We start from the raw sequence: 20,470 nt of genomic DNA on the forward strand, positions 1-20,470 counted from the left end.
ATCATTTTTCCATTGTAGCCTGTCCATTTCAAACTCATGAAACAAATGGTAATACTCCTAAGAAAATATTATCATAAAAATCATTTGATTCAATCATTCAACAATTTTATCTCTTTCGGTTACAATAAAAGATGTGATTGAAAAATATATTTAGGAGAGATTTAGAATGAGAGACCCAAGAATTGAAACATTGGCAAAAAATTTGATTAATTATTCTATTCGTCTTCAAAAGGGTGAAAAGGTCCTAATTGAAAACTTTGGTTTACAAAAGGAATTAGTTACGGCATTAGTGAAGGAAGCCTATGCAGCTGGAGGATTTCCATTCGTTTTGATTAAGGATAATCAGGTGGATCGTGAGCTTCTCCTTGGTGCAAGTGATGAGCATTTTAACTTGATAGCAGATTTTGAAGCAAATGTAATGAGTCAAATGGATGCATACATAGGTCTTCGCTCAGGAGATAACATAAATGAACATGCCGATGTTCCAGATGATAAAATGAAAATCCATGGAAGTACGATAGGTAAAAAAGTACATAGAGATATCCGCGTTCCTAAAACAAAATGGGTCGTTCTTCGCTACCCGACTCCTTCAATGGCTCAATTAGCGAAAATGAGCACTGAAGGGTTTGAAGACTTTTACTTTAATGTATGTAATTTAGACTACAGCAAGATGGATAAAGCCATGGATGCCTTAGTTGAATTAATGAACAAAACGGACAAGGTTCGCTTAACAGGACCAGGTACAGATTTAACCTTCTCTATTAAAGACATACCAGCGATAAAATGCTCTGGGCAAATGAATATTCCAGATGGTGAGGTTTACACAGCTCCTGTACGTGATTCTGTCAATGGAGTGGTTACCTATAACACTCCATCTCCTTATCAAGGATTTACATTTGAAAATGTGAAACTCACCTTTAAAGATGGTAAAATCATCGATGCTCAATCCAATGATACAGAACGCATCAATAAAATATTTGATACTGATGAAGGTGCACGTTATGTAGGGGAATTTGCCATTGGAGTTAATCCTTATATTCAGTTGCCTATGCAGGATATCCTATTTGATGAAAAAATTGATGGAAGCTTCCACTTTACCCCAGGTCAATGCTATGATGATGCCTTCAATGGAAACCATTCAAACATCCATTGGGATATGGTTAACATCCAAAGACCAGAGTATGGTGGCGGAGAAATCTACTTTGATGATGTATTAATTAGGAAAGATGGTCGCTTTGTTGTCCCTGAACTAGAACCATTAAATCCAGAGAATTTAAAATAAGAAAGGCACCGTTTAATCTGCTTATCTTATCGGACCCTAAATTCTGTTACTAATATTAAAAAGCCGTTTTTCTGAAGTCTATCGGACCTTGGTACCGCTACCGCCACAAAATCACCCTTTTTCAGCTGATTTAAGGCCAGTAACGGATCCTCTGTCCGATAATTTCAATTTTTAAGGTTGTTTTAAAGCTAATTACAGATTTCCTGTCCGATTGACAAGAAACAGCTCAAATAGTTGGACCGACTTTATATTGCAGCTCAACAAATAAAAGAGGGTCACTTGCAAATATCGCTATTTGGAATGACCCTCTTTTCTTTATTAAAGTTGTTTTTCATAGGCTTCCTGGAACTTTTGAATATCCCCTGCACCCATGAATACAATTACACTGTCTGCAAAATCCTTTAATAGGGAAGTATCATCCTCGGTTATGACAACCGAATCAGGTACTTTAGCTTGTAAATCAGTAATTGTAAGCTTCCCATGATTTTCTCTTGCAGAACCAAATATTTCACACAAAAAGACCTTATCAGCCAGATTCAAACTGTCTGCAAAATCCTGTAAAAAGGTTTGTGTCCGTGTAAATGTATGAGGCTGAAATACTGCCACTACATTTCTATCTGGATACTTTTGACGAATTGCATCTATGGTAGCCCGAATCTCAGTTGGATGATGGGCATAATCATCAATAAGTATTTGATTTCCAACTTTCTTTTCAGTAAATCTCCTTTTTACTCCTTGGAAGCTCATAAGATGGCTTTTTACAATATCAGCTTTGATTCCTTCATAATGACAAAGGGCAATGACTGCTAAAGCGTTTAATACATTATGATCCCCAAATGTAGGAAGGGAGAAGCTATCAAAGAAATTATTGCGAACAAAAACATCAAAGGTTGTACCCTCTGTTGATTTAACGACATTTCTTGCCTGAAAATCGTTTTCCTCATCAAATCCATAAAAAAGAACAGGAACCTTCGCCTGAATTTTTTGAAGCTGTTCATCATCCCCGCAGGCAATAATGCCTTTTTTGACTTGTAATGCCAGTTCCTGAAAAGCTGAGAACACGTCTTCAATGTTGGCAAAATAATCAGGATGATCAAAATCAATATTCGTCATGATTGCATAATCTGGTAAATAGGATAGGAAATGCCTTCTATATTCACATGCTTCAAATACAAAATAATGCGCATCCTCCTCTCCCTTCCCTGTTCCGTCTCCGATAAGGAAGGAAGTTGGCCTTGCGCCTCCCATAACATGTGCTAAAAGCCCAGTTGTTGATGTTTTTCCATGTGCCCCAGTAACGGCAACGCTTGTGAAATTCTGCAAAAAATCGCCTAAAAAACGATGATAACGTATTACTGGAAGACCTTGTCTAGTTGCTTCCTCTATCTCTTCATGAGTATCTGGAAAAGCATTACCCGCAATAATTGTCATTCCAGGTTGTATATTTTCCTTTTGAAAGGGAAGGATCTTTATACCTGATTGTTCAAGGGCGACCTGTGTGAAAAAATGTTTTTCAATATCGGATCCCTGTACTTCGTAATTCATATCATGAAGAACTTGTGCTAAAGCACTCATTCCAGAACCTTTAATCCCCACAAAATGGTAAATAGTCATATAAAGAACCTCCCACATGCGTCTATCTGTAAAACAGTATATGACATTTAACTATATTTGCTCATACAACAGAATATCAAAACACTGTAACTAGCATTTATCATATTTAGATATTATACCATAATAAGAAATAAATACTATGTATTCATATTTTGTTCATGGTATAGGAAAAATTTGCGATTTCCTAAAAACTACCTCTATCTTCTTTTATTATTTGAGATTTTAAAATCAAGAATACCTCAAGTTAGAAGATGTTATTAGACTCTTGAAAGGATTCTAATTCATCCTCAGTAATAAGAACATCGCGAGGCTTGCTTCCACGCGCCTCAGAAATAAATCCTTGCTGCTCCATCATATCAATCAGTCTTGCCGCTCGGTTATACCCGATTTTAAAACGGCGCTGTATACTTGAGGTTGAAGCTCCCCCCTGGTCCACTACAAACTCACATGCTTCATAAAATAGCTCATCTTCTTCCTCGGTAATTTGTGCCTTTTTGATTAGATCATCTTGTTGGAATAGGTAATCTGGTTCTCTTTGCTCTCTGACATGTGCAACGACATCATCAATTTCCATATCAGAAACAAAGGTTCCTTGAAGTCTTACTGGCTTTGAAGACCCATTTTCAAGGAATAACATATCACCACGTCCAAGAAGCTTTTCCGCTCCTCCAATATCAATTATAGTCCTTGAGTCAACTTGAGAGGAAACAGAAAATGCAATTCTTGTTGGAACATTGGCTTTAATCAAACCTGTTATTACATCAACAGATGGTCTTTGAGTGGCAATAATTAAGTGAATACCACAGGCACGTGCCTTCTGTGCAATCCGGCAAATGGCCTCTTCCACATCTGCAGGAGACATCATCATCAAATCAGCTAGTTCGTCGATGATAATTAGAATATATGGCAGCTTATCAGAATATCTTTTATGATTCTCTGCCACCTCATTGAACCTTGTTATATCTCTTACACCTGTGTGGGCAAACAATTCATAACGTCTCTCCATTTCATCTACTGCCCATTTTAAAGCGGCTGTAGCTGCCTTCACGTCTGTGATAACAGGGCTTACCAAATGTGGAATTTGGTTGTACGGAGCGAGTTCTACCATTTTTGGGTCAATCAATAATAACTTTAATTCATCTGGAGTCGCCTTAAATAGAAGACTGACTAGTATTGAATTGATGCACACACTTTTCCCTGAGCCGGTTGCACCAGCAATTAATCCATGTGGCATTTTTCTTAAGTCTGTAACAATTGGTTTTCCAGAAATATCGAGACCAAGAACAGCTGTTAACGGTGACTCATTTTGAATAAATTCTTTACTGTTAATGATTTCGCTAATAAATACTGGTCTGCTTTTCTGATTAGGTACCTCAATTCCAATGGTATGTTTACCTGGTATAGGCGCTTCAATTCGTATATCCTTTGCAGCAAGGCTAAGCTTAATATCATCGGACAAATTTGTAATTTTATTCACTTTGACGCCTGGCTCTGGCTGAACCTCAAAGCGAGTAACCGCTGGGCCCTGTGTAACGTTAACTACTTTAGCTCCCACATTGAAATTCATGAGCGTCTCATTTAATAAATCCTCTTGTTCGTGCAACCAATCGGTGTTTAAATTTGTTATTGCCGGAGGATTTAACAAGGATGTTATTGGAAACTCATATGTTTGGCTTCTATCGGCTGCTTGAGGTTCTTCAAATTGTTTCTCTTCCCTTGATGTCTCAAGCCCTGCTGCGACATATGGATTGACGAAAGGTTCAGGAGACTTTTGTTCTATCCTACGTTTATCCTTTTTAAGCATAATCACATTAAAAGGAAGATTGGATCTTCTGGAATCACCTTTTTCCTTTTTTTCGCTGATTAATGCTTCTTCATTAGGTGTTACTTTAGGAGCTGTCTCATTCTGAATGTCTTCTTCCTCTGCAACCGTATCAACCTCACTGTGATAAAGAGTCTGCCCTATTATGGTCTCATTTACGTTAGTATCTTCAAAAACAGGTGGATTAATAGGATTCTCCTCAACTAACAGCTCATCTTCAACGATATCCAGCTCCTGAAGTAACTCGATCTCTTCATATGCCGGCATCTCCGTTCTCTCTTCTATTTGTTCAGATGTATTACTATCAGCTATTTCACTACCAGGAGTAAATGAATGTAATTCAAACTCAACGACTTCTTCTTGATTTACATGCTTAATTCGGTTTGGACGATTAAAGCCATAAATGGGTGAAGGAATTTCTGTTGGCCGAAAAGGTCTACGACTATGTACTTGCTGCTCTTCCTCTTTTCTCTTTTGTGGACGAATATGGCGCTCATGACTTTTTTCAATTACTTTAGAATCGACATATTGTTCTGATTGTGACAGGGGTGATTGATTTTGATTTTGCTTGTGGCGTTTTGAGATTCTTTCCTTTATCTCTAACGGTTCATCAGGAATTAGTGGAAATTTGAATTGACCCTTCGGATACTGATAGAAAACCTTTGTGTCAATATCTCCACTTCCTTCTAAATGGTCATTTTTCGAATTAGTATGATGGACTTCATGTTCCTCATCTCGAAAAGGATCGCTGTATTCAAACTCATCATTGTCATCTGTTTTAAAAATTTGAAAAAATCTTCTTATCCAACTCAACGGTAATCACTCTTTCTCAAACTTACTACATACCTATTTTAACAGTAAATCGAAAAAATTCGAGTCAAAATAAAAGAATAGGACTATTTAATTAGTCCTTAGCTTATTTAAAAAGACCACACAAAGGTGGTCATTTACGATTTTGTTATCTTTTTTTATTTTTCCCTAAAATAAATATGGGTTCAAGCTCCCCATTTTCATACAAGAAGGATAATGCTGTAATTGGGACATGTCCATTGGCAAAAAAGCTCATGGTCATTTGGGCTAATACATCGTATCCAGTTTCATTTTGAATATCTGCAATAATTAATACATCTTGATGTGGTACTGCCACAGCCATCGTTCCAGTTATTTGTTGATGCATCTCCTTTAAAAAGGAATCATTTAATATCCTGCTTGCATCGTATCCATCATTCGTATTTAAGAAATAAAAGGTATTACCTGCAACGATATCTTTTTTCTTATTGGTGGAAAGTGAGCGGACATTAAATGCCGCAATTTCACGGATCTTTTTTGGATCCCACCCCTCTCCTTCCATCATTCTTTCATCAATCAAACGATAGGTTTTCCCTTGGTCAATTGCATAATAAACTCTTGTTTCTGCCGTATGCTCGTCGAATAAAAATGGGACTCCTTCCTCCGCTTCTTTCGGAAATGATGTGGAACGTATGACGGGGAAAATATTTTTTTCATGACCGGTTAACTCAATTTCCCTATCCATCGCTTGAAGTCCTTGTTCAACATAATAGACAACTTCATCTATAGCCCTTTCCTTTTGTTCCTGCCATTTAGATATAATACCTGGTATGGAGATCGTGATGCCCTTTCCCGTTTGTTTATTTTCTATTCTAATTTGATCCTTCTTTCGATCGTAATTAATAGACCTATACTCTGATTTCAACCTAGCCTCAAGCTCTACTTTCATTTTTTGACTATCCATTTTCATCTGTGATTTCACCCCAATCCATTCGCCTATTTCCAGATGGAAGGCTGACTCGAATATTCAGAGTCAGCCCTGTTGATTTTCATGTTTCTTATTTTCCAGAGAGCCTTATGCTATGCCTTTAGTCCCTCAATAAAGTTCTCAATTTCTTCTTTTGTTTTACGATCTTTACTTACAAATCTCCCCAGCTCTTTTCCATCCTCGAAGGCAATAAAGCTTGGAATACCAAAAACATCCAATTGCTGACATAAATCAATATATTCATCACGGTCTACATGAACAAAGGCATACTCTTTATATTTCTCTTCGATCTCTGGTAAAAATGGTTCAATTACCCGACAATCAGGGCACCAACCGGCTGAGAACATAAGAATATGTTTTCCGTTATTTTTTAATTCTTCAAATTGCTCGATAGATTCAAGATTCTTCATTGATCAAACTCCTCCTTAAGATGAGCATGGACATCCGATATCCAATAATTTCTTTAATAAACAGAATACTATCAAACTTAAGTTCCTAGGTCTAATCATATGCAATAATCACTTCATATTTATCATAGTTTCTCCAAACTCTAATAAAAAAAACGAAGAGATTTCTACTTCTCTTCGGGACTACTTTAATTTCACTGAGTTGACAATTTCAATCATAGTGGTTGCTTCAGAAGAAAGAACAGCCGTTTGTGCCTCTGTTGTAAGCTTAACTCCACCAATTCCTATTGTCATTTCATTTTCTTTTTTGGAAAGATGATCAATTAAGAGGTAACCAAATTTCTCCTTAGTTTTAAATGTCTCATTCACATCATATTTTTCCTTTTGCTGTAATGTTGATTTATAAACAACATCACTTAAAGGATCCTCTTGCTGATTATAGAAGAGAATGTACGTTTTAGAACCATTTTTTAGAATGATATTATTGGGGGTTTCCTTTTCAATTTCAAATCCAAAAGGGATTTTAAACTCAATATCTTCATTCTTACTATTTGGTTCACTTGGCTTTTTTTTCATTCCATTTGCAACAGCAGATTGAATTTCTTTCTGCTCCTCTTTTAAGGAAGGTGAACAAGCATTTAGTAAAGATATGGCAAAAATGATAAGCAAGGTTGCTTTCATATATCGAATCATTTCATTTCCTCCTTGCTCCAATCCTATTGAATCCTATTTAATCATAATCTTTTAAATAATCATCTGACAAGTATATTTTTTCTATAGCAAGTGCCGAATGTCATTTAATTATATTTCCTAATACCTTACAAAAGCATCATTTCCTATCAAATAGCTCAAACTCGATATAGCCTAAAAAGAAAGGAGGGACCCTAAGGCACCTCCTGTACTAGGTTAACTATTTTGAAGAATGGTATCAACTGTCGAACGATCACAGGATTTCACTAATTTAACGATCAATTCCTTTGCAGCTGAATAATCATCAACATGGATAATTGAAGCATGAGTATGAATATAACGGGAACAAATCCCTATTACCGCACTTGGAATACCTTCATTTGACAAATGGACCTTGCCTGCATCCGTGCCACCCTGTGAAACAAAATATTGATATGGAATATGATGAGTTTCGGCAGTGTCTAAAACAAAATCTCTCATACCACGGTGTGTCACCATTGTTCGGTCTAAAATTCTAAGTAATGCTCCTTTACCAAGATGACCAAATTCATTTTTATCACCTGTCATATCATTTGCTGGACTTGCATCAAGGGCAAAAAACAAATCGGGCTTAATCATGTTTGCAGCCGTTTGTGCCCCTCTTAACCCAACCTCCTCTTGCACTGTAGCTCCAGAATAAAGAACATTTGGAAGCCTTTCATCCTTTACCTCCTCTAGCAATTCAATGGCTAACCCACAGCCGTAACGATTGTCCCAAGCCTTTGCGAGGATTTTCTTTTCATTCGCCATGACGGTAAAAGGACAAATTGGGAGAATGGATTGGCCTGGTCTAATTCCAATTCTTTCAGCATCTTCTTTATTGTCCGCACCAATATCAATCAGCATATTTTTTATATCCATTGGTTTATTCTTTTGATTCTCATCAAGTAAGTGAGGGGGTATCGAACCAATCACCCCAATAACAGGTCCATTTTTCGTAATTATTTGAACTCTTTGTGCAAGCAGAACTTGGCTCCACCAACCGCCTAAAGTTTGAAAACGAATCATTCCGTTTTTTGTGATGGAACTGACCATGAATCCCACTTCATCCATATGTCCTGCCACCATAATTCTCGGTCCGCTCTCATCCCCCTTTTTCACGCCAAAAATACTACCTAATTTATCCTGAATGATTTCATCTGAATTTTTTGCAAGCTCTTCTTTCATAAATTTACGAACGTCTCGTTCATTACCTGGTGCTCCAGGAAGCTCAGTTAATGTTTTAAATAGCTCTAATGTTTTTTCATTCATAATGATGCTCCTCTTTTTTTAATTTATATAAGAGTATGTACGTTATTATTTTACAGAACTTCCTTCATGCATTCCACAAATATGGATAGAGACACACCGTTCCAGCTTAAAAAAATGATTAATATTTGCTATGATTAAATAAAATGAATGTTATTATGTTGCATGGTTAGAAAGATTCTAGCCAATTGGAGGCGCTTTTATGAATTGGAAATCCTTTTTGATAGGCGTAGGAGTTGGTATCGCTGGTGGGTATGCAGCTAGTGAGATAATCTCCCAAAAATCAACCATTTCTCCTGAAAAAGTACTCGTCAATGTGAAAAATGCTTTTAAGGAAAATGGATCAATTAATGGTTCCTGGATAAACATGACAATGGAGCCTTATGAAAAAGATGGATTTCACTACAAGGTTTTTCGAGGTGGAATTACAAGAAATCATGACGGAATTGGGGAGCAATATGAATTTATTGCCGATGCAAAAACAGGCGTCATCATTGAAGTTCAAAAAATTTAAGCCACTAAAAGGTTATTACTCAATCTAAATAGAATGAGTAATAACCCTTTTTTTCATAGACGCTTGATCATATTACTAATTTGGTTTGTTTCATCCCATTTAACTGCCCTATAAATCGCATCGTGATAGAAGGTATACCACGCATTTCTCTTTAATCCGTAATCCATCCATTTCTGCTTTGCCCAAATAGAGTTCATCGGATAATCATCATAGGCCATCACCCATAGAACATTTTGATGGGCATGTGTTGGCATGATATCAGCCATATGTATGACTAAATCATTCTCATCCTGAATAAGGATGATGGAGTGTCCATCACTATGTCCTCCGGTGTGCACCATCTTAATCGGTCCTAACTCCCATTCCTCGTTAAAGGTTTGAACTTGAGTTTCGATTGCTTCCCAGTTTTCCTTCCAGTATGTACTTCGTGAACGGATATTTGGTTCTCTCATTTCATCCCATTCAATTTGAGAAGTAATAATTTTCGCATTTGGAAATGCAGAATGGTATTCCCCGTTCTCAACCTTGGTTAAACCACAAGCATGGTCGAAATGTAAATGAGTCATAATAACATAATCAATATTTTCACAGGATAGCCCAAGCTCATTTAGAGAGGCTTCAATGGATGATTCCTCTGTCACCCCAAAATTTCGTTTTTGTTTTTCATTCAGTTTCCCATTTCCAATTCCGGAGTCAATCAGAAAGTTTTTTCCTTCCCATTCCACCAATATTGGATCCGTTCTCAATTCAATCTGATTATTTTCATTATGAGGATATTTTTTCGACCAAAGTGGTTTAGGTACTACTCCAAACATGGCTCCCCCATCAAGATGTGTAACTCCACCTTTTAACCAAGTTAATTGCAAATTTGTTAATGTTAGTCTCTCCATCATTTTATCCCCTCCTTCCATTTATATTAACATGGTTATAACAAATTAGTAATATATTGAAAAAATGGTAGGTCTAATAAAAAAAGTCTGTTTTCTCAAAGTTTGTTTTTATTTTGATGATAAATATGTAATGAGTAATGACTTAGCAGCCTGAATACACGTAGACTCCTGTGGGAATGCGAGAAAGGTGAGACCCCCGCAGGAGCGTAGCGACGAGGAGGCTCACCGCTCACCCACGGAAAGCGGAGTGTATTCAGGCTGCGGTTATAAAAGCAACAATCTATACGAAAACAGCCTAAAAAAAAGAGCTGATTTCTCAGCCCACTACTTATATTGCATTTCACAGCGATAGATGCGATTTCCCTTTGAAGAAAACTTCTCTTCATATTCAGTCATCACGTTTCCTTCATAATCGCTATTATGCAAATCTAAGCTTACATAATTTAATAATAAACCATATTCAGAAAAACTCTTTAATGAATATTCAAACAAACCTTGATTATCCGTTTTAAAATGAATTTCACCTTGATTTACTAAAATGTCTTTATACACATCTAAAAATGCCTTAAAGGTTAGACGGCGTTTTTCATGACGCTTCTTTGGCCAAGGATCAGAGAAATTTAAATAAATTCTCTCCACATCGCCCTTTTCAAAATAATTTCTTAAGTCCATTGCATTGACATTCATTAATTTTACATTAGGAAGATCTGCATCAATTAAACGATCCAATGCCGATGCAATCACACTAATTGAAAGCTCAATTCCAATATAATTTATGTGTGGGTTCTGCTTTGCCATTTGAGTAATAAAGCGTCCTTTTCCAGTACCAATTTCAATATGAAGTGGTTGATTGGCTGGAAAGGCTTGATTCCATTGCCCTTTATATTCTTCTGGAGTTTGGATGACATATTGTGGATATTGTTGCAGCCTGTCTCTAGCACCAGGTTTATTTCTTTGTCGCATAAATGTGACACCCCTAATTTATAATATCGTTCAAAAACATACCATGCAAACATAAATGTTGCAACCAAGAATTTGTGTATAAACAATGAAAGGAATTCACATGATAAGTGTGAATTCCTTTTAATAAGAAAGGTAGTGGATGAATGCCAATTAACCATACAGATCAAGTAAATTTATTAAAAGATATCTTAAATGACCACCAAATGGACTGTTGTGGGTCCGTATCAGAATGTGAGCAGCTGGAACGATTAATCAAATCTCTCATGACTAATTCGAATATCAACAGTAATATAAAAAACACATTAGAAGAAGTATACCATTATAGTCAGAATGGAATTAACTCTACAGATTTGGATCAACATATTGAATATCACAAGGATCAACTATCCCAGTGGGTCAACGATATCGATCAATATTCTTAAGAATTCAGTATTCCATTTAAGTATTGAATCCTCGTCTCCATCTCTTGGAGACGTGATTTTTTATAATACCACTGTATAAAAGTTAACGTCTGACCAAGCATGTACCATTTCATCCTTAACATCAATTCATCCGTTAGCACCATTCCATAAATATCTATCCATGTTTCCCACTGATTACGAGGAATATAAGAATATAATAGCATCCCTAAATCTATAGCAGGGTCAGCGATCATAGCACCATCCCAGTCAATAAGAAATAACTGGTTGCTTTCTGTCAACAGCCAATTATTATGATTTACATCACAATGACACACTACTTTTTCTTTACATTGAACATTTTGGAGTTCTTTTCGTAAAAAGGATATCGATTGCTTGATTATAGGTCTTTCTTTTAATTCTTGATCTATATCCGATTCAAGATTTAAAAAAAGTTGATTTGGACTTAACGGTGTCTTCCCTAGTCTTTTGAGCATACTCAATAATGGCCCCGAACGATGGATTTTCCCCAGGAGCTTTGCAATACTTTGCTGATTCATCTCTCCAGGCTTTAGCTCTCTGCCTTCAAGCCACTGTTGAGCAGAAATAACGTCGCCGTTTTCCATTCTTTTTGTCCAAACAAGCTTCGGTACGATTCCTTCTGCTGATAGTACGGCAAGAAAGGGTGAGGAGTTTCTTTTTAAAAATAACCGTTGTTTTTCATGTTGAGCTAAAAATGCTTCTCCGGTTGCCCCTCCGGCTGGGACAATCTCCCATTCTTGTCCAAGTATGTGTTCCAAAATGTTCACCTTCAATTAATCACATATTAATCTTATTTATCATCAAATCAATTATAGTCAGAATAAAAAAGACAGCTATTAAAACACAAACTTTCAATAGCTATCTTAATAGATTTTATCCCTTATCAGCTTTTTTCGTCAAGTACCTCACAATATTACCATTATTTAGTGTATATCCATCAAGCCTGACGGGAAATTTTAGAATTCCTTATTAATGAAATGGCCTTGTGACTGACTTCAATATTTGCAGGAGTTTCTCCAATGGGCTCCCCGTCCACATGCATGAGTGCAGGCGATGATGTGTGGATGGAAATATTCTTCCCTAGGAAGTTATGAACCTCTTTAAAGGAAACATGCCCTCCCCAAAAAACACTAATAAAAACAAGTAGTAATTTTAATTTTGAAAGATTATGGACCACCGTGATATTTAATATTCCATCTGAGGTCAATGCTTGAGGTGCTATCTTCATTCCTCCACCGAAATAAGGCTGATTGGCAATAGTAACAAACCAAGTGGACTGAAAGTGATGAACCTTCCCATCAATTGTTAATTGAAGGTCATAACATTGATAAGTAAATAATCTTTTTAACAAAATAAAAACATAAACAAGATTCCCTAAAGATACACGGTTAAGAAATTTTTTTATCATGGATGCCTCGACATCTTTACAAATAAGAGCATCAAATCCAGCACCCATATTATTAATAAAAAAAATCTTTTCTTCACCTTCATTAAGGATATAGCCTACATCAACCTGTTGTGCTTCTGAATTTATACCCCCTAGCAGGGAATGTAATGCCTGAATAGGTTCCCTTGGGATGCGAAACCCTCTAGAAAAGTCATTTCCTGATCCTCCGGGAATAAATCCTAAACGAACATTTTGATTATTAGCTATACTATTAATGACTTCATTTAGTGTTCCATCTCCACCAATAACAACAATAAATAAATGGTCTTCCTCCCCTATTAAGGAATCAGCCAATTCTTTTGCATGTCCCCGGTATTCGCTAAAAAAGGAAGAATATGATTGGTTCAATGTCTGTAATTCCTTTTCTACCGTCTGCCAGACTCTTCTCCCATTGCCGTTACCTGCCTTAGGGTTAATAATAAAATATAGCTTCCCCATTCAATCATTCCTTTTATATAAAATCATCCTGGTTACTTTCATCATTTGGTTCCCACTCATGCCTTTTAAAGCTAGAGGTTTGGCAAAATTGTAGTAAAGCATATGCTCCCTTTAATTGCACATGCTTTAATGGTGAATGATTTTTTCGTAACCCTTGAAACCACTCTTCATAGTTACGTTTCTCTACTAAGATTGTTCCAAATGGAGCGGTAGGATAATCGATATAACCATTCCTGCTTAATACTACTTTATGAATGGGTAAATCAATTTCGTACTTTTTAAAAAGGGTTTGCACAATATTATGTGTTCGATTAAGTGCCAACAGTGGATTTAAGATTTTTTTCTCCTGATTTTGGATTCGTTTAATCCAAAATCTTTCCTTTGAACCAATGTAAACAGCCTGATTATCTTCCTCAAGGAAGGTAATACAAAATACCTCTGTTGGGGTAATCATGATACTTTCAACTTCAACAGGGGCTCTTTTCAATAAAAAAATAGGGCGATACATGATAAGGTAGGTATCAGGAAACCTTTGAAGAAAATACTTTAATTTTTGATCAAGGAAATAGCTCTTATCTACATAAGACTTCTCTAGTAGAGTTGAGCTTGCCCACTTCAATTGAAAGCGAATTATTTGATCGAGAAATTGCTGCTTCAGCTCAATTTTGGTTTCCGGACGGGCAGAGAATGAGGGATGAAAGTTAAAAAGAGATTGCTCTTCCTCCTCATCATGGATTGTTTCTTCATCAATATTCGTATCACTTAATTCAAATTCTCCCCTTCTTTTCAATTTAAAAATTCCTTTTATCTTTTCAAGAAGGGGAGGCTTTTCCTCCTCAAACCAATCCAATTGAACATCGTTTTCTGGTAAATCTCCAAATACTCCTTCTCCATTCTCCCAAGAGAATAGTACTTTCTCCCAATGCTGCTTTTTTAACCTGACAAATCTTGCCGGGTAAAGGAAAATATTTTGTTCATAGCGTGATATATAATCTTGTAATTTTATTAATTGTCCCATTCGCATTAGACCTACTTTTATTCATTATCTCCCTGTATGACAGTGGAAACTATAAATTCCAAATTATAAGCTAATTCCATTATTATTTATCTATTTAATAGTTGATAGGTTGAAAATGCTTCATATTTTGGTGTTTTATTTAGATGGGTTTGATAAAGAACAACCTCATTTGCTATGAAAGCACCATCCTCCAGCATATCTGGAGGAATTAGTAGCTGCTCTTGTTTAAAAGGGGTTGCTCCTACCCATTTCCTTGCAAGCGTAATGTGCGGATTAAATGGTCTTGTTTCTAGAGAGAAGCCTGCATCGATACAGGCTGAATATACCTTTTCTCTCAAATCATGAAGTCTTGCCTCCATTTGAAGACCCGCCCAAAATATTCTTGGGGAATCGCTTTTACCGAACATCCCCAATTGATTGATTGTTAAAGGGAATGAAAATTGGTCTTGTAGAATTCTCCTCACATTTTCCTTAGCTAATTCTAATTGATCCCTTGGTGCCCCGCCTAAAAAAGCTAAGGTTATATGGTAGTCTTGATTGTGGACCCAGCTCTTAAATGATGTTTGTTCCTTTAAGCTATCACACAACTTACTGAGATTTTCCTTCACTTCGTCTGGCAAACGAACAGCAAAAAAGAAATGTGGATTGCTTTCCATTCTCTTCACCACCTTGTCTTATATTAAAGGTGCTCAACACCATCATCCTTTTGCCAATTCATAAATTGCTTGAGCATATATGGCCGTTGCCTTAATTAGGTCATCTATTATCATGTATTCATCCTTTTGATGTGCGATATCCGGACGACCAGGGAAGAGTGGTCCAAATGCTACACCAGATTTCAGGGATCGTGCATATGTTCCTCCGCCAATGGAAAGAAGCTCTGCTTTTTCACCTGTTTGTTCCTCATAGACCTTCTTTAAAGTTTGAATAAGGAAATCCTTTTCGTCCACATGATGTGGCTTTGAGTCAGAAAAGTTTTCCAAGCGGAAACCAGCTTTATCAATGACACCTTCTATAACAGCTTTTGTGTGCTCCATATCATTCGTCACAGGGTAGCGTAAATTTAATCCTAACTTGCCACCCATTTCATTTGAATAGTTGAGCTTACCGACATTAATTGTCAAATCACCTGTAATCTCATCTGAATAAGCGACTCCTAATTGTTTCCCTCTTGAGCCATTGACAAAATAGGTCTTTACAAACTGAAAATAGCCTTCCGCCTGCTTATCAGTAGATAATGTAGCTATAAATTCAGCTAACAAAAGACCTGCATTCACACCTGCTTTAGGCTCCATCCCATGGGCAGACACCCCTTCAACCTCTAAAACAAGTCCATTAGTTTCTACATGATATGTCCCTTTTGCCTTCTTTTCTTTAAGGAAGGCCTCGAACTCTTGAATAACAACTTCCTGATCTTCGCTTTGAATCGTGGCCCGCGCATAATCTGGAACCATATTGTACCTTACCCCAGAAGAAAAGCTAATGACCTTGTTTTTCCCAGGCCCCCCATCCTTTACCTTCGATTGAACAAGGTCAAAATCTGAGATTCCCTTTTCTGCAAAGATGATTGGGAAATCTGCATCGGGAGCAAATCCCATCGTTGGCATTTCTTCATGCTCAAAGTAGTGGTCAACACAGCGCCATTCACTTTCTTCATCAGTTCCAAGAATCATTCTTACCCTTTTATTAAGTGGTAATCCAAGTTCCTTAACAATTTTCATGGCATAGTACGCAGCCATTGTTGGGCCTTTATCATCAATGGCTCCACGCGCATATATTTTTCCATCTCTAATTTCTGCAGCGTACGGGTCGCTTGTCCAGCCATCACCTTCTGGAACCACATCGACATGGCATAGGATTCCTAATAATTCATCACCTTGTCCAAATTCCAAATGTCCAGCTAAATTGCCTACATTTTTTGCTATGAAGCCATCCTTTTCTCCGAGCTTTAGCATAAACTCTAATGCTTCCTTAACCCCTTTTCCAAGCGGTGCATCTTCGGTTGAATTTTCTTCATCTAAAACACTTTTTATTTTCAATAGATTCTTTGTATCCTCAAGTAAAGCTTCCTTTCTTGATTCCACTTCTTGATTCCAATTGATTGAACTCATAAAAATCCTCCTCATTTTGCATACATTCACTATGTAGTGGCTACTCCTTAAGTTTAATTCTGATGCTTCTTTAAGAGTGATTATTGGGACCGCCTATCCAAATGACTATGATTGGTTTCTTTAATAAAGTCACCAGTCTCCTAGTTTTGAGAATATAGTTTTGATGCATTTTTTGCAAGTTAGGATTGTCTCTTATTCGAGGGTGAATTATAATTCTAACAATTGAAAAATTCTAAAAATTTAATTTTTTTATCATAATCCTCTTGTTCAAATCATTATTGTATAGTAAAACAATGTTAGGGGGGACCATTTTTCAATTAATGAAAGAATAAAATCGCCTAAGACAGTAGTTTTTACTAGAAATTATTTGAAAATAAAGATACAATAATACTGTAGCAGCTAGAATACTTAGACGATTTAGAAAAGGGGTTGTCTGGGGAAAAGAAAATTACATATATAAGTACTTCAACAAGTTGTCGTTGCAGGATTTTGCCCCAGGTTTGAAAAAAGGATAGGGAGTGGTTTTTTGAAACCTTCGACTAACCGGATGTTAAACCGTATTAAATCAGTCTACATGTTTATAAGTAAGCATGGAACCGTTACAACTCAGGAACTCGTAGATGAATTTGGAATTACCCCTCGTACGATTCAAAGGGACTTAAATGTCTTAGAGTATAATGACTTAGTGGAAAGCCCTAGTAGAGGAAAATGGACAACAACAGAGAAAAAAGTAAAAGTGTCATCTTAAGATTAACCATATAAATAACTTTTGCCATAATGAGATGGTTCTCATACAGGGTATCGCTTAAACAAAATGATTTTTACTTAAAATCATTCTAATTTCACTTTGTCTAAACGATTACCTTGCATAAGAAATCATCTCTTTTATTTATTTTCATTTTCCATTAAGAGTTGGATTTCCTCCTCCAAAAGCTCCCGATATTCTCCTAGTTCAAGGCTCTCATCAAGTGTTAGTGGTCCCATCGAAATCCTTTGTAAATAAACAACCCGTTTCCCAACTGCTTCGAACATTCTCTTTACTTGATGAAATTTCCCTTCGGTTATCGTTACTTCAATTTCTGAACGAATTCCAGATTTAAGAATTACTAACTCTCCAGGCTTTGTTACATAACCATCATCCAATGTGATGCCTCGTTTAAAACTTAAAATATCGCTTTCAGAAACCTCACCATCAATAATAGCAAAATATGTTTTTGGAACGTGCTTTTTTGGTGATAATAGGCGATGTGCCAGTTGACCATCATTTGTTAGCAAAAGCAGGCCTTCCGTATCTTTATCTAAACGTCCTACAGGGAATGGAGAATAGACTGCATCTTCTATTTCTAATAAATCAATGACAGTTTCCATTGAAGGGTCCTCAGTTGCAGAAATGACTCCAGGTGGTTTATTCATCATTAAATAAATAAACTCCCTATACTCTACCAATTCTCCACCTACATTAACGACATCCACTTCAGGATGTACTTGAAACTTAGCATCCTTAGCCACTTGATCATTCACCGTAACAGAACCACTTTTAAGAAGCTGTTTGACTTCTTTCCTACTTCCAAATCCAAGATTTGCAAGCATTTTATCAATTCTCATGACATAAATCCCTCCATTTTTAGTTTAACTAGGCGAATATCCGTTTCGACATTTCCAAAAGGGCATAGACTGCTAACATGCTTAGATAATCAAAAGGAGATGAGTGTATGTATTACCCACAACAACCTCAACAGATTGGATACCTTCCACCAGTGGATCCTAGAACACAAGGAGGATTTCCAGGTGGATTCCCTGGAGGTGTAGGCAATATCGATCGCCGATTAGATCAATTAGATCGTCGTGTCAACAGATTAGATAACCAAGTTGAGCGCATAAATCGTAGATTAGATCGTATTGAAAGACGACTTGGAATTAGAGACGAATATTAGAAATAAGGAGGCTGACCTTTAGGAGTCAGCCTCCAATTATGAAAAGAATATTCTATTTTAACCAAATATCCTTAATTTCCTCTTCAATCGATCTGCTCTTTCACCAAATAGGAAATTAATTAGTTTTGTTTTAAAACCTAAGTAGAAATAAATCAATACTCCAACTACTGCGCAGAGCACAATGATAATAATAGAATCAAATCTAGATTCTGTTGATAAGAACAGAGTAAGCACGTGATTAACAATTTCCACTCCAATATACATGATAGCCGTAAAGATGATGATAAGTAAGCTTCTTCTCCATACAAGACGGAATGGGTATTTGGAGAAGGCTTTAATGACAAATAAATTTATTAGTATTGCTGTTAAATAACCTAATGAAGTAGCAAGAATAGCTCCGTCAGTCTGCATCAATTTAATTAAAGGGATATTTAGACTCAGCTTAATCAGAATCCCAACTAAAAGACTTAGAATGGTAAATCTTTGTTCGTTAATCCCTTGAAGGATAGCTGCAGTCACAGAATAAAGTGCAAATAGGATTGCCACAGGTGCATAGTGATTTAAGACAGCTCCACCCATTGGATCATATCCGTAAAAGGCAGTATAAATGGGTTCAGCCAGCATGGACAATCCAACGGAAGCCGGTAATGTTAAAAACAACAAAACCTGAAAGGTCTGATTAAGCTGGCGAACGAGCCCACTTCGATCTCCTTCAATAAAAGACTTAGTCACACTTGGAACTAATGTTAAGGAAAAGGCAGTAGCTAATGAAACAGGAATAATGACCAATTTATGTGTTTGATAATTTAATATTGATAAGGCATCCTCTGACAGCTTCTCCAAACCGATTTCTACCATTGCACGGTTAAAGGTGAGCTGATCAATAAATTGGAATAACGGATTTGCAATCCCAACTAAAACAAAAGGAGCTGCATAAAGAAGGATTTCTTTATACATATCTTTAAGGGAAATATCGACATTTCCTTGATCCTCTAAAAGCAATTCATCTAGATATGGCTTTCGTTTATACCAATACCAAAATAAGACAAAAAGGCTACCAATTCCCCCAATAAACGCAGCAAATGTAGCCACACTAACAGCGGTAATTAAGCTGCCATTCATTACCTTTAGAACAATGAATGCTCCAGTCAATAAGAATATAATCCGAACTAGCTGTTCTACTACCTGCGAAACAGCAGAAGGACCCATCGATTGATGCCCCTGGAAAAAGCCTCGAATCAAGCTCATAAAAGGAATGATAATGAGTGCGAAGCTTACTGCACGAATAACGGTCGCAACATCTTCCACACTTGATTTCAGATCCTTATCATTAATCGTTATTCCCGCAATGACAGGAGCTGTAAAATATAAGATTAAAAAGGACACGATCCCACTAATCATCATGATGAGGAGACCAGACTTAAATAATTTTCGTCCGACTGCATATTCACCCATTGCATTATATTTCGAGATAAATTTCGAAACAGCTAACGGAACTCCCGCTGTCGCTATACTGATAAATATTGTATAAGGTACGTAGGAATACTGATAAAGTACCGTACCGTGTTTCCCAACAATAGCGTAAAAAGGTATAACATAAAATAAACCGAGGAATTTAGATAAAAAGGTTCCTAATGTTAAAATGAACGTTCCTCTTAATAGCTTAGACGACATAAAATCCCTTCCTAACTAGAAATGAGGCTGCCCTGTGGTGACAGGCATATGTTAGCCTCTTAGGTGAAAAATGCTGATTAATAGATACAGTATCCAGAAAGAATCATACTAAACTAATCGGTAAATTCTTTTCTAAAATGGCATTCCAACTTAACATTTTAA

The 20,470-nt window shown here is 36.6% G+C and carries 20 protein-coding genes; 5 read left to right on the forward strand and 15 right to left on the reverse strand.

All coding sequences use genetic code 11. The annotated features are described in order from the left end of the window. Nucleotides 1–166: 166 nt before the first annotated feature. The gene (locus tag BQ6100_RS16240; protein WP_075982624.1) at nucleotides 167–1,282 is read left to right on the forward strand and encodes an aminopeptidase; all 1,116 of its coding nucleotides are present in this window, start codon (nucleotides 167–169) and stop codon (nucleotides 1,280–1,282) included. Nucleotides 1,283–1,600: 318 nt separating this feature from the next. On the opposite strand, the gene murC is transcribed toward BQ6100_RS16240, so the two are convergent. The 6 genes from murC to BQ6100_RS16270 form a co-directional block, all read right to left on the reverse strand. Then, nucleotides 1,601–2,896, reverse strand: coding sequence for a UDP-N-acetylmuramate--L-alanine ligase (gene murC / locus BQ6100_RS16245; RefSeq protein WP_075982625.1), 1,296 nt, complete (start codon nucleotides 2,894–2,896; stop codon nucleotides 1,601–1,603). A gap of 244 nt (nucleotides 2,897–3,140) precedes the next feature. Next, nucleotides 3,141–5,531: a DNA translocase FtsK gene (locus BQ6100_RS16250; protein WP_075982626.1), complete on the reverse strand. Its 2,391-nt coding sequence runs from the start codon at nucleotides 5,529–5,531 to the stop codon at nucleotides 3,141–3,143. A gap of 145 nt (nucleotides 5,532–5,676) precedes the next feature. Next, nucleotides 5,677–6,477: a DUF1444 domain-containing protein gene (locus BQ6100_RS16255; RefSeq protein WP_075982627.1), complete on the reverse strand. Its 801-nt coding sequence runs from the start codon at nucleotides 6,475–6,477 to the stop codon at nucleotides 5,677–5,679. 110 nt (nucleotides 6,478–6,587) lie between these two features. Next, a complete protein-coding gene (locus tag BQ6100_RS16260) occupies nucleotides 6,588–6,905 on the reverse strand; it encodes a thioredoxin family protein (RefSeq protein ID WP_075982628.1) in 318 nt (105 codons plus the stop codon). Between the two features lie 180 nt (nucleotides 6,906–7,085). Continuing rightward, nucleotides 7,086–7,595 (reverse strand): hypothetical protein, encoded by a 510-nt coding sequence (locus BQ6100_RS16265; RefSeq protein WP_075982629.1) that lies wholly within the window; start codon nucleotides 7,593–7,595, stop codon nucleotides 7,086–7,088. Between the two features lie 213 nt (nucleotides 7,596–7,808). Further along, nucleotides 7,809–8,882, reverse strand: a complete 1,074-nt coding sequence (locus tag BQ6100_RS16270) for a M42 family metallopeptidase (protein ID WP_075982630.1) — start codon at nucleotides 8,880–8,882, stop codon at nucleotides 7,809–7,811. Between the two features lie 199 nt (nucleotides 8,883–9,081). Between BQ6100_RS16270 and BQ6100_RS16275 the strand changes: the two genes are divergently transcribed. After that, nucleotides 9,082–9,393, forward strand: coding sequence for a peptidase M4 (locus tag BQ6100_RS16275; RefSeq protein WP_075982631.1), 312 nt, complete (start codon nucleotides 9,082–9,084; stop codon nucleotides 9,391–9,393). A 53-nt stretch (nucleotides 9,394–9,446) separates the two neighbouring features. On the opposite strand, the gene BQ6100_RS16280 is transcribed toward BQ6100_RS16275, so the two are convergent. Beyond that, entirely contained in the window at nucleotides 9,447–10,283 is an 837-nt protein-coding gene (locus BQ6100_RS16280) for a YtnP family quorum-quenching lactonase (RefSeq protein WP_075983604.1), read from the reverse strand. 324 nt (nucleotides 10,284–10,607) lie between these two features. Next, nucleotides 10,608–11,246 (reverse strand): tRNA (guanosine(46)-N7)-methyltransferase TrmB, encoded by a 639-nt coding sequence (trmB, locus tag BQ6100_RS16285; RefSeq protein WP_075982632.1) that lies wholly within the window; start codon nucleotides 11,244–11,246, stop codon nucleotides 10,608–10,610. A 143-nt stretch (nucleotides 11,247–11,389) separates the two neighbouring features. Here trmB and BQ6100_RS16290 point away from each other — a divergent pair, with 143 nt between their 5' ends. Further along, nucleotides 11,390–11,668: a YtzH-like family protein gene (locus BQ6100_RS16290; protein WP_075982633.1), complete on the forward strand. Its 279-nt coding sequence runs from the start codon at nucleotides 11,390–11,392 to the stop codon at nucleotides 11,666–11,668. Here the strand turns inward: BQ6100_RS16290 and BQ6100_RS16295 are convergent. The 5 genes from BQ6100_RS16295 to pepV all read right to left on the reverse strand — a co-directional run bounded on the left by BQ6100_RS16295 (nucleotide 11,665) and on the right by pepV (nucleotide 16,700). Beyond that, the gene (locus BQ6100_RS16295) at nucleotides 11,665–12,444 is read right to left on the reverse strand and encodes a phosphotransferase family protein (protein WP_075982634.1); all 780 of its coding nucleotides are present in this window, start codon (nucleotides 12,442–12,444) and stop codon (nucleotides 11,665–11,667) included. The two genes, BQ6100_RS16290 and BQ6100_RS16295, sit on opposite strands and share 4 nt — an antisense overlap. 179 nt (nucleotides 12,445–12,623) lie before the next feature. Beyond that, nucleotides 12,624–13,571, reverse strand: coding sequence for a diacylglycerol/lipid kinase family protein (locus BQ6100_RS16300; protein WP_075982635.1), 948 nt, complete (start codon nucleotides 13,569–13,571; stop codon nucleotides 12,624–12,626). Between the two features lie 13 nt (nucleotides 13,572–13,584). Continuing rightward, nucleotides 13,585–14,589: a nuclease-related domain-containing protein gene (locus BQ6100_RS16305; protein ID WP_075982636.1), complete on the reverse strand. Its 1,005-nt coding sequence runs from the start codon at nucleotides 14,587–14,589 to the stop codon at nucleotides 13,585–13,587. A gap of 86 nt (nucleotides 14,590–14,675) precedes the next feature. Further along, on the reverse strand, nucleotides 14,676–15,245 hold the full coding sequence (gene thpR, locus BQ6100_RS16310; protein WP_075982637.1) for an RNA 2',3'-cyclic phosphodiesterase: 570 nt from the start codon (nucleotides 15,243–15,245) through the stop codon (nucleotides 14,676–14,678). A gap of 42 nt (nucleotides 15,246–15,287) precedes the next feature. Next, entirely contained in the window at nucleotides 15,288–16,700 is a 1,413-nt protein-coding gene (gene pepV, locus BQ6100_RS16315; RefSeq protein WP_075982638.1) for a dipeptidase PepV, read from the reverse strand. A gap of 526 nt (nucleotides 16,701–17,226) precedes the next feature. Here pepV and BQ6100_RS16320 point away from each other — a divergent pair. After that, nucleotides 17,227–17,448 carry a DeoR family transcriptional regulator gene (locus BQ6100_RS16320; RefSeq protein WP_075982639.1) on the forward strand — a complete coding sequence of 74 codons (222 nt, stop codon included), beginning with the start codon at nucleotides 17,227–17,229 and terminating at the stop codon, nucleotides 17,446–17,448. 137 nt (nucleotides 17,449–17,585) lie between these two features. Here the strand turns inward: BQ6100_RS16320 and BQ6100_RS16325 are convergent, their stop codons facing one another. After that, on the reverse strand, nucleotides 17,586–18,305 hold the full coding sequence (locus BQ6100_RS16325; RefSeq protein WP_075982640.1) for a pseudouridine synthase: 720 nt from the start codon (nucleotides 18,303–18,305) through the stop codon (nucleotides 17,586–17,588). 107 nt (nucleotides 18,306–18,412) lie between these two features. On the opposite strand from BQ6100_RS16325, the gene BQ6100_RS16330 reads away from it, so the two are divergent. Beyond that, nucleotides 18,413–18,634 carry a hypothetical protein gene (locus BQ6100_RS16330; protein WP_075982641.1) on the forward strand — a complete coding sequence of 74 codons (222 nt, stop codon included), beginning with the start codon at nucleotides 18,413–18,415 and terminating at the stop codon, nucleotides 18,632–18,634. Nucleotides 18,635–18,691: 57 nt separating this feature from the next. Here the strand turns inward: BQ6100_RS16330 and BQ6100_RS16335 are convergent, their stop codons facing one another. Next, nucleotides 18,692–20,308, reverse strand: a complete 1,617-nt coding sequence (locus BQ6100_RS16335) for a putative polysaccharide biosynthesis protein (protein WP_075982642.1) — start codon at nucleotides 20,306–20,308, stop codon at nucleotides 18,692–18,694. Nucleotides 20,309–20,470: the final 162 nt, after the last annotated feature.

The sequence above is a fragment of the Bacillus massilinigeriensis genome, assembly GCF_900117315.1.
Lineage (GTDB): Bacteria > Bacillota > Bacilli > Bacillales > Cytobacillaceae > Bacillus_BE > Bacillus_BE massilionigeriensis.

Coding starts and splice junctions, on each gene's coding strand:
- thpR (WP_075982637.1), bottom strand. CDS start 15,245: ATGGAAAGCAATCCACATTTCTTTTTTGCTGTTCGTTTGCCAGACGAA.
- BQ6100_RS16290 (WP_075982633.1), top strand. CDS start 11,390: ATGCCAATTAACCATACAGATCAAGTAAATTTATTAAAAGATATCTTA.
- BQ6100_RS16335 (WP_075982642.1), bottom strand. CDS start 20,308: ATGTCGTCTAAGCTATTAAGAGGAACGTTCATTTTAACATTAGGAACC.
- BQ6100_RS16275 (WP_075982631.1), top strand. CDS start 9,082: ATGAATTGGAAATCCTTTTTGATAGGCGTAGGAGTTGGTATCGCTGGT.
- BQ6100_RS16280 (WP_075983604.1), bottom strand. CDS start 10,283: ATGGAGAGACTAACATTAACAAATTTGCAATTAACTTGGTTAAAAGGT.
- BQ6100_RS16300 (WP_075982635.1), bottom strand. CDS start 13,571: ATGGGGAAGCTATATTTTATTATTAACCCTAAGGCAGGTAACGGCAAT.
- BQ6100_RS16240 (WP_075982624.1), top strand. CDS start 167: ATGAGAGACCCAAGAATTGAAACATTGGCAAAAAATTTGATTAATTAT.
- BQ6100_RS16330 (WP_075982641.1), top strand. CDS start 18,413: ATGTATTACCCACAACAACCTCAACAGATTGGATACCTTCCACCAGTG.
- trmB (WP_075982632.1), bottom strand. CDS start 11,246: ATGCGACAAAGAAATAAACCTGGTGCTAGAGACAGGCTGCAACAATAT.
- BQ6100_RS16265 (WP_075982629.1), bottom strand. CDS start 7,595: ATGATTCGATATATGAAAGCAACCTTGCTTATCATTTTTGCCATATCT.
- BQ6100_RS16270 (WP_075982630.1), bottom strand. CDS start 8,882: ATGAATGAAAAAACATTAGAGCTATTTAAAACATTAACTGAGCTTCCT.
- murC (WP_075982625.1), bottom strand. CDS start 2,896: ATGACTATTTACCATTTTGTGGGGATTAAAGGTTCTGGAATGAGTGCT.
- BQ6100_RS16305 (WP_075982636.1), bottom strand. CDS start 14,589: ATGGGACAATTAATAAAATTACAAGATTATATATCACGCTATGAACAA.
- BQ6100_RS16260 (WP_075982628.1), bottom strand. CDS start 6,905: ATGAAGAATCTTGAATCTATCGAGCAATTTGAAGAATTAAAAAATAAC.
- BQ6100_RS16325 (WP_075982640.1), bottom strand. CDS start 18,305: ATGAGAATTGATAAAATGCTTGCAAATCTTGGATTTGGAAGTAGGAAA.
- BQ6100_RS16255 (WP_075982627.1), bottom strand. CDS start 6,477: ATGAAAATGGATAGTCAAAAAATGAAAGTAGAGCTTGAGGCTAGGTTG.
- pepV (WP_075982638.1), bottom strand. CDS start 16,700: ATGAGTTCAATCAATTGGAATCAAGAAGTGGAATCAAGAAAGGAAGCT.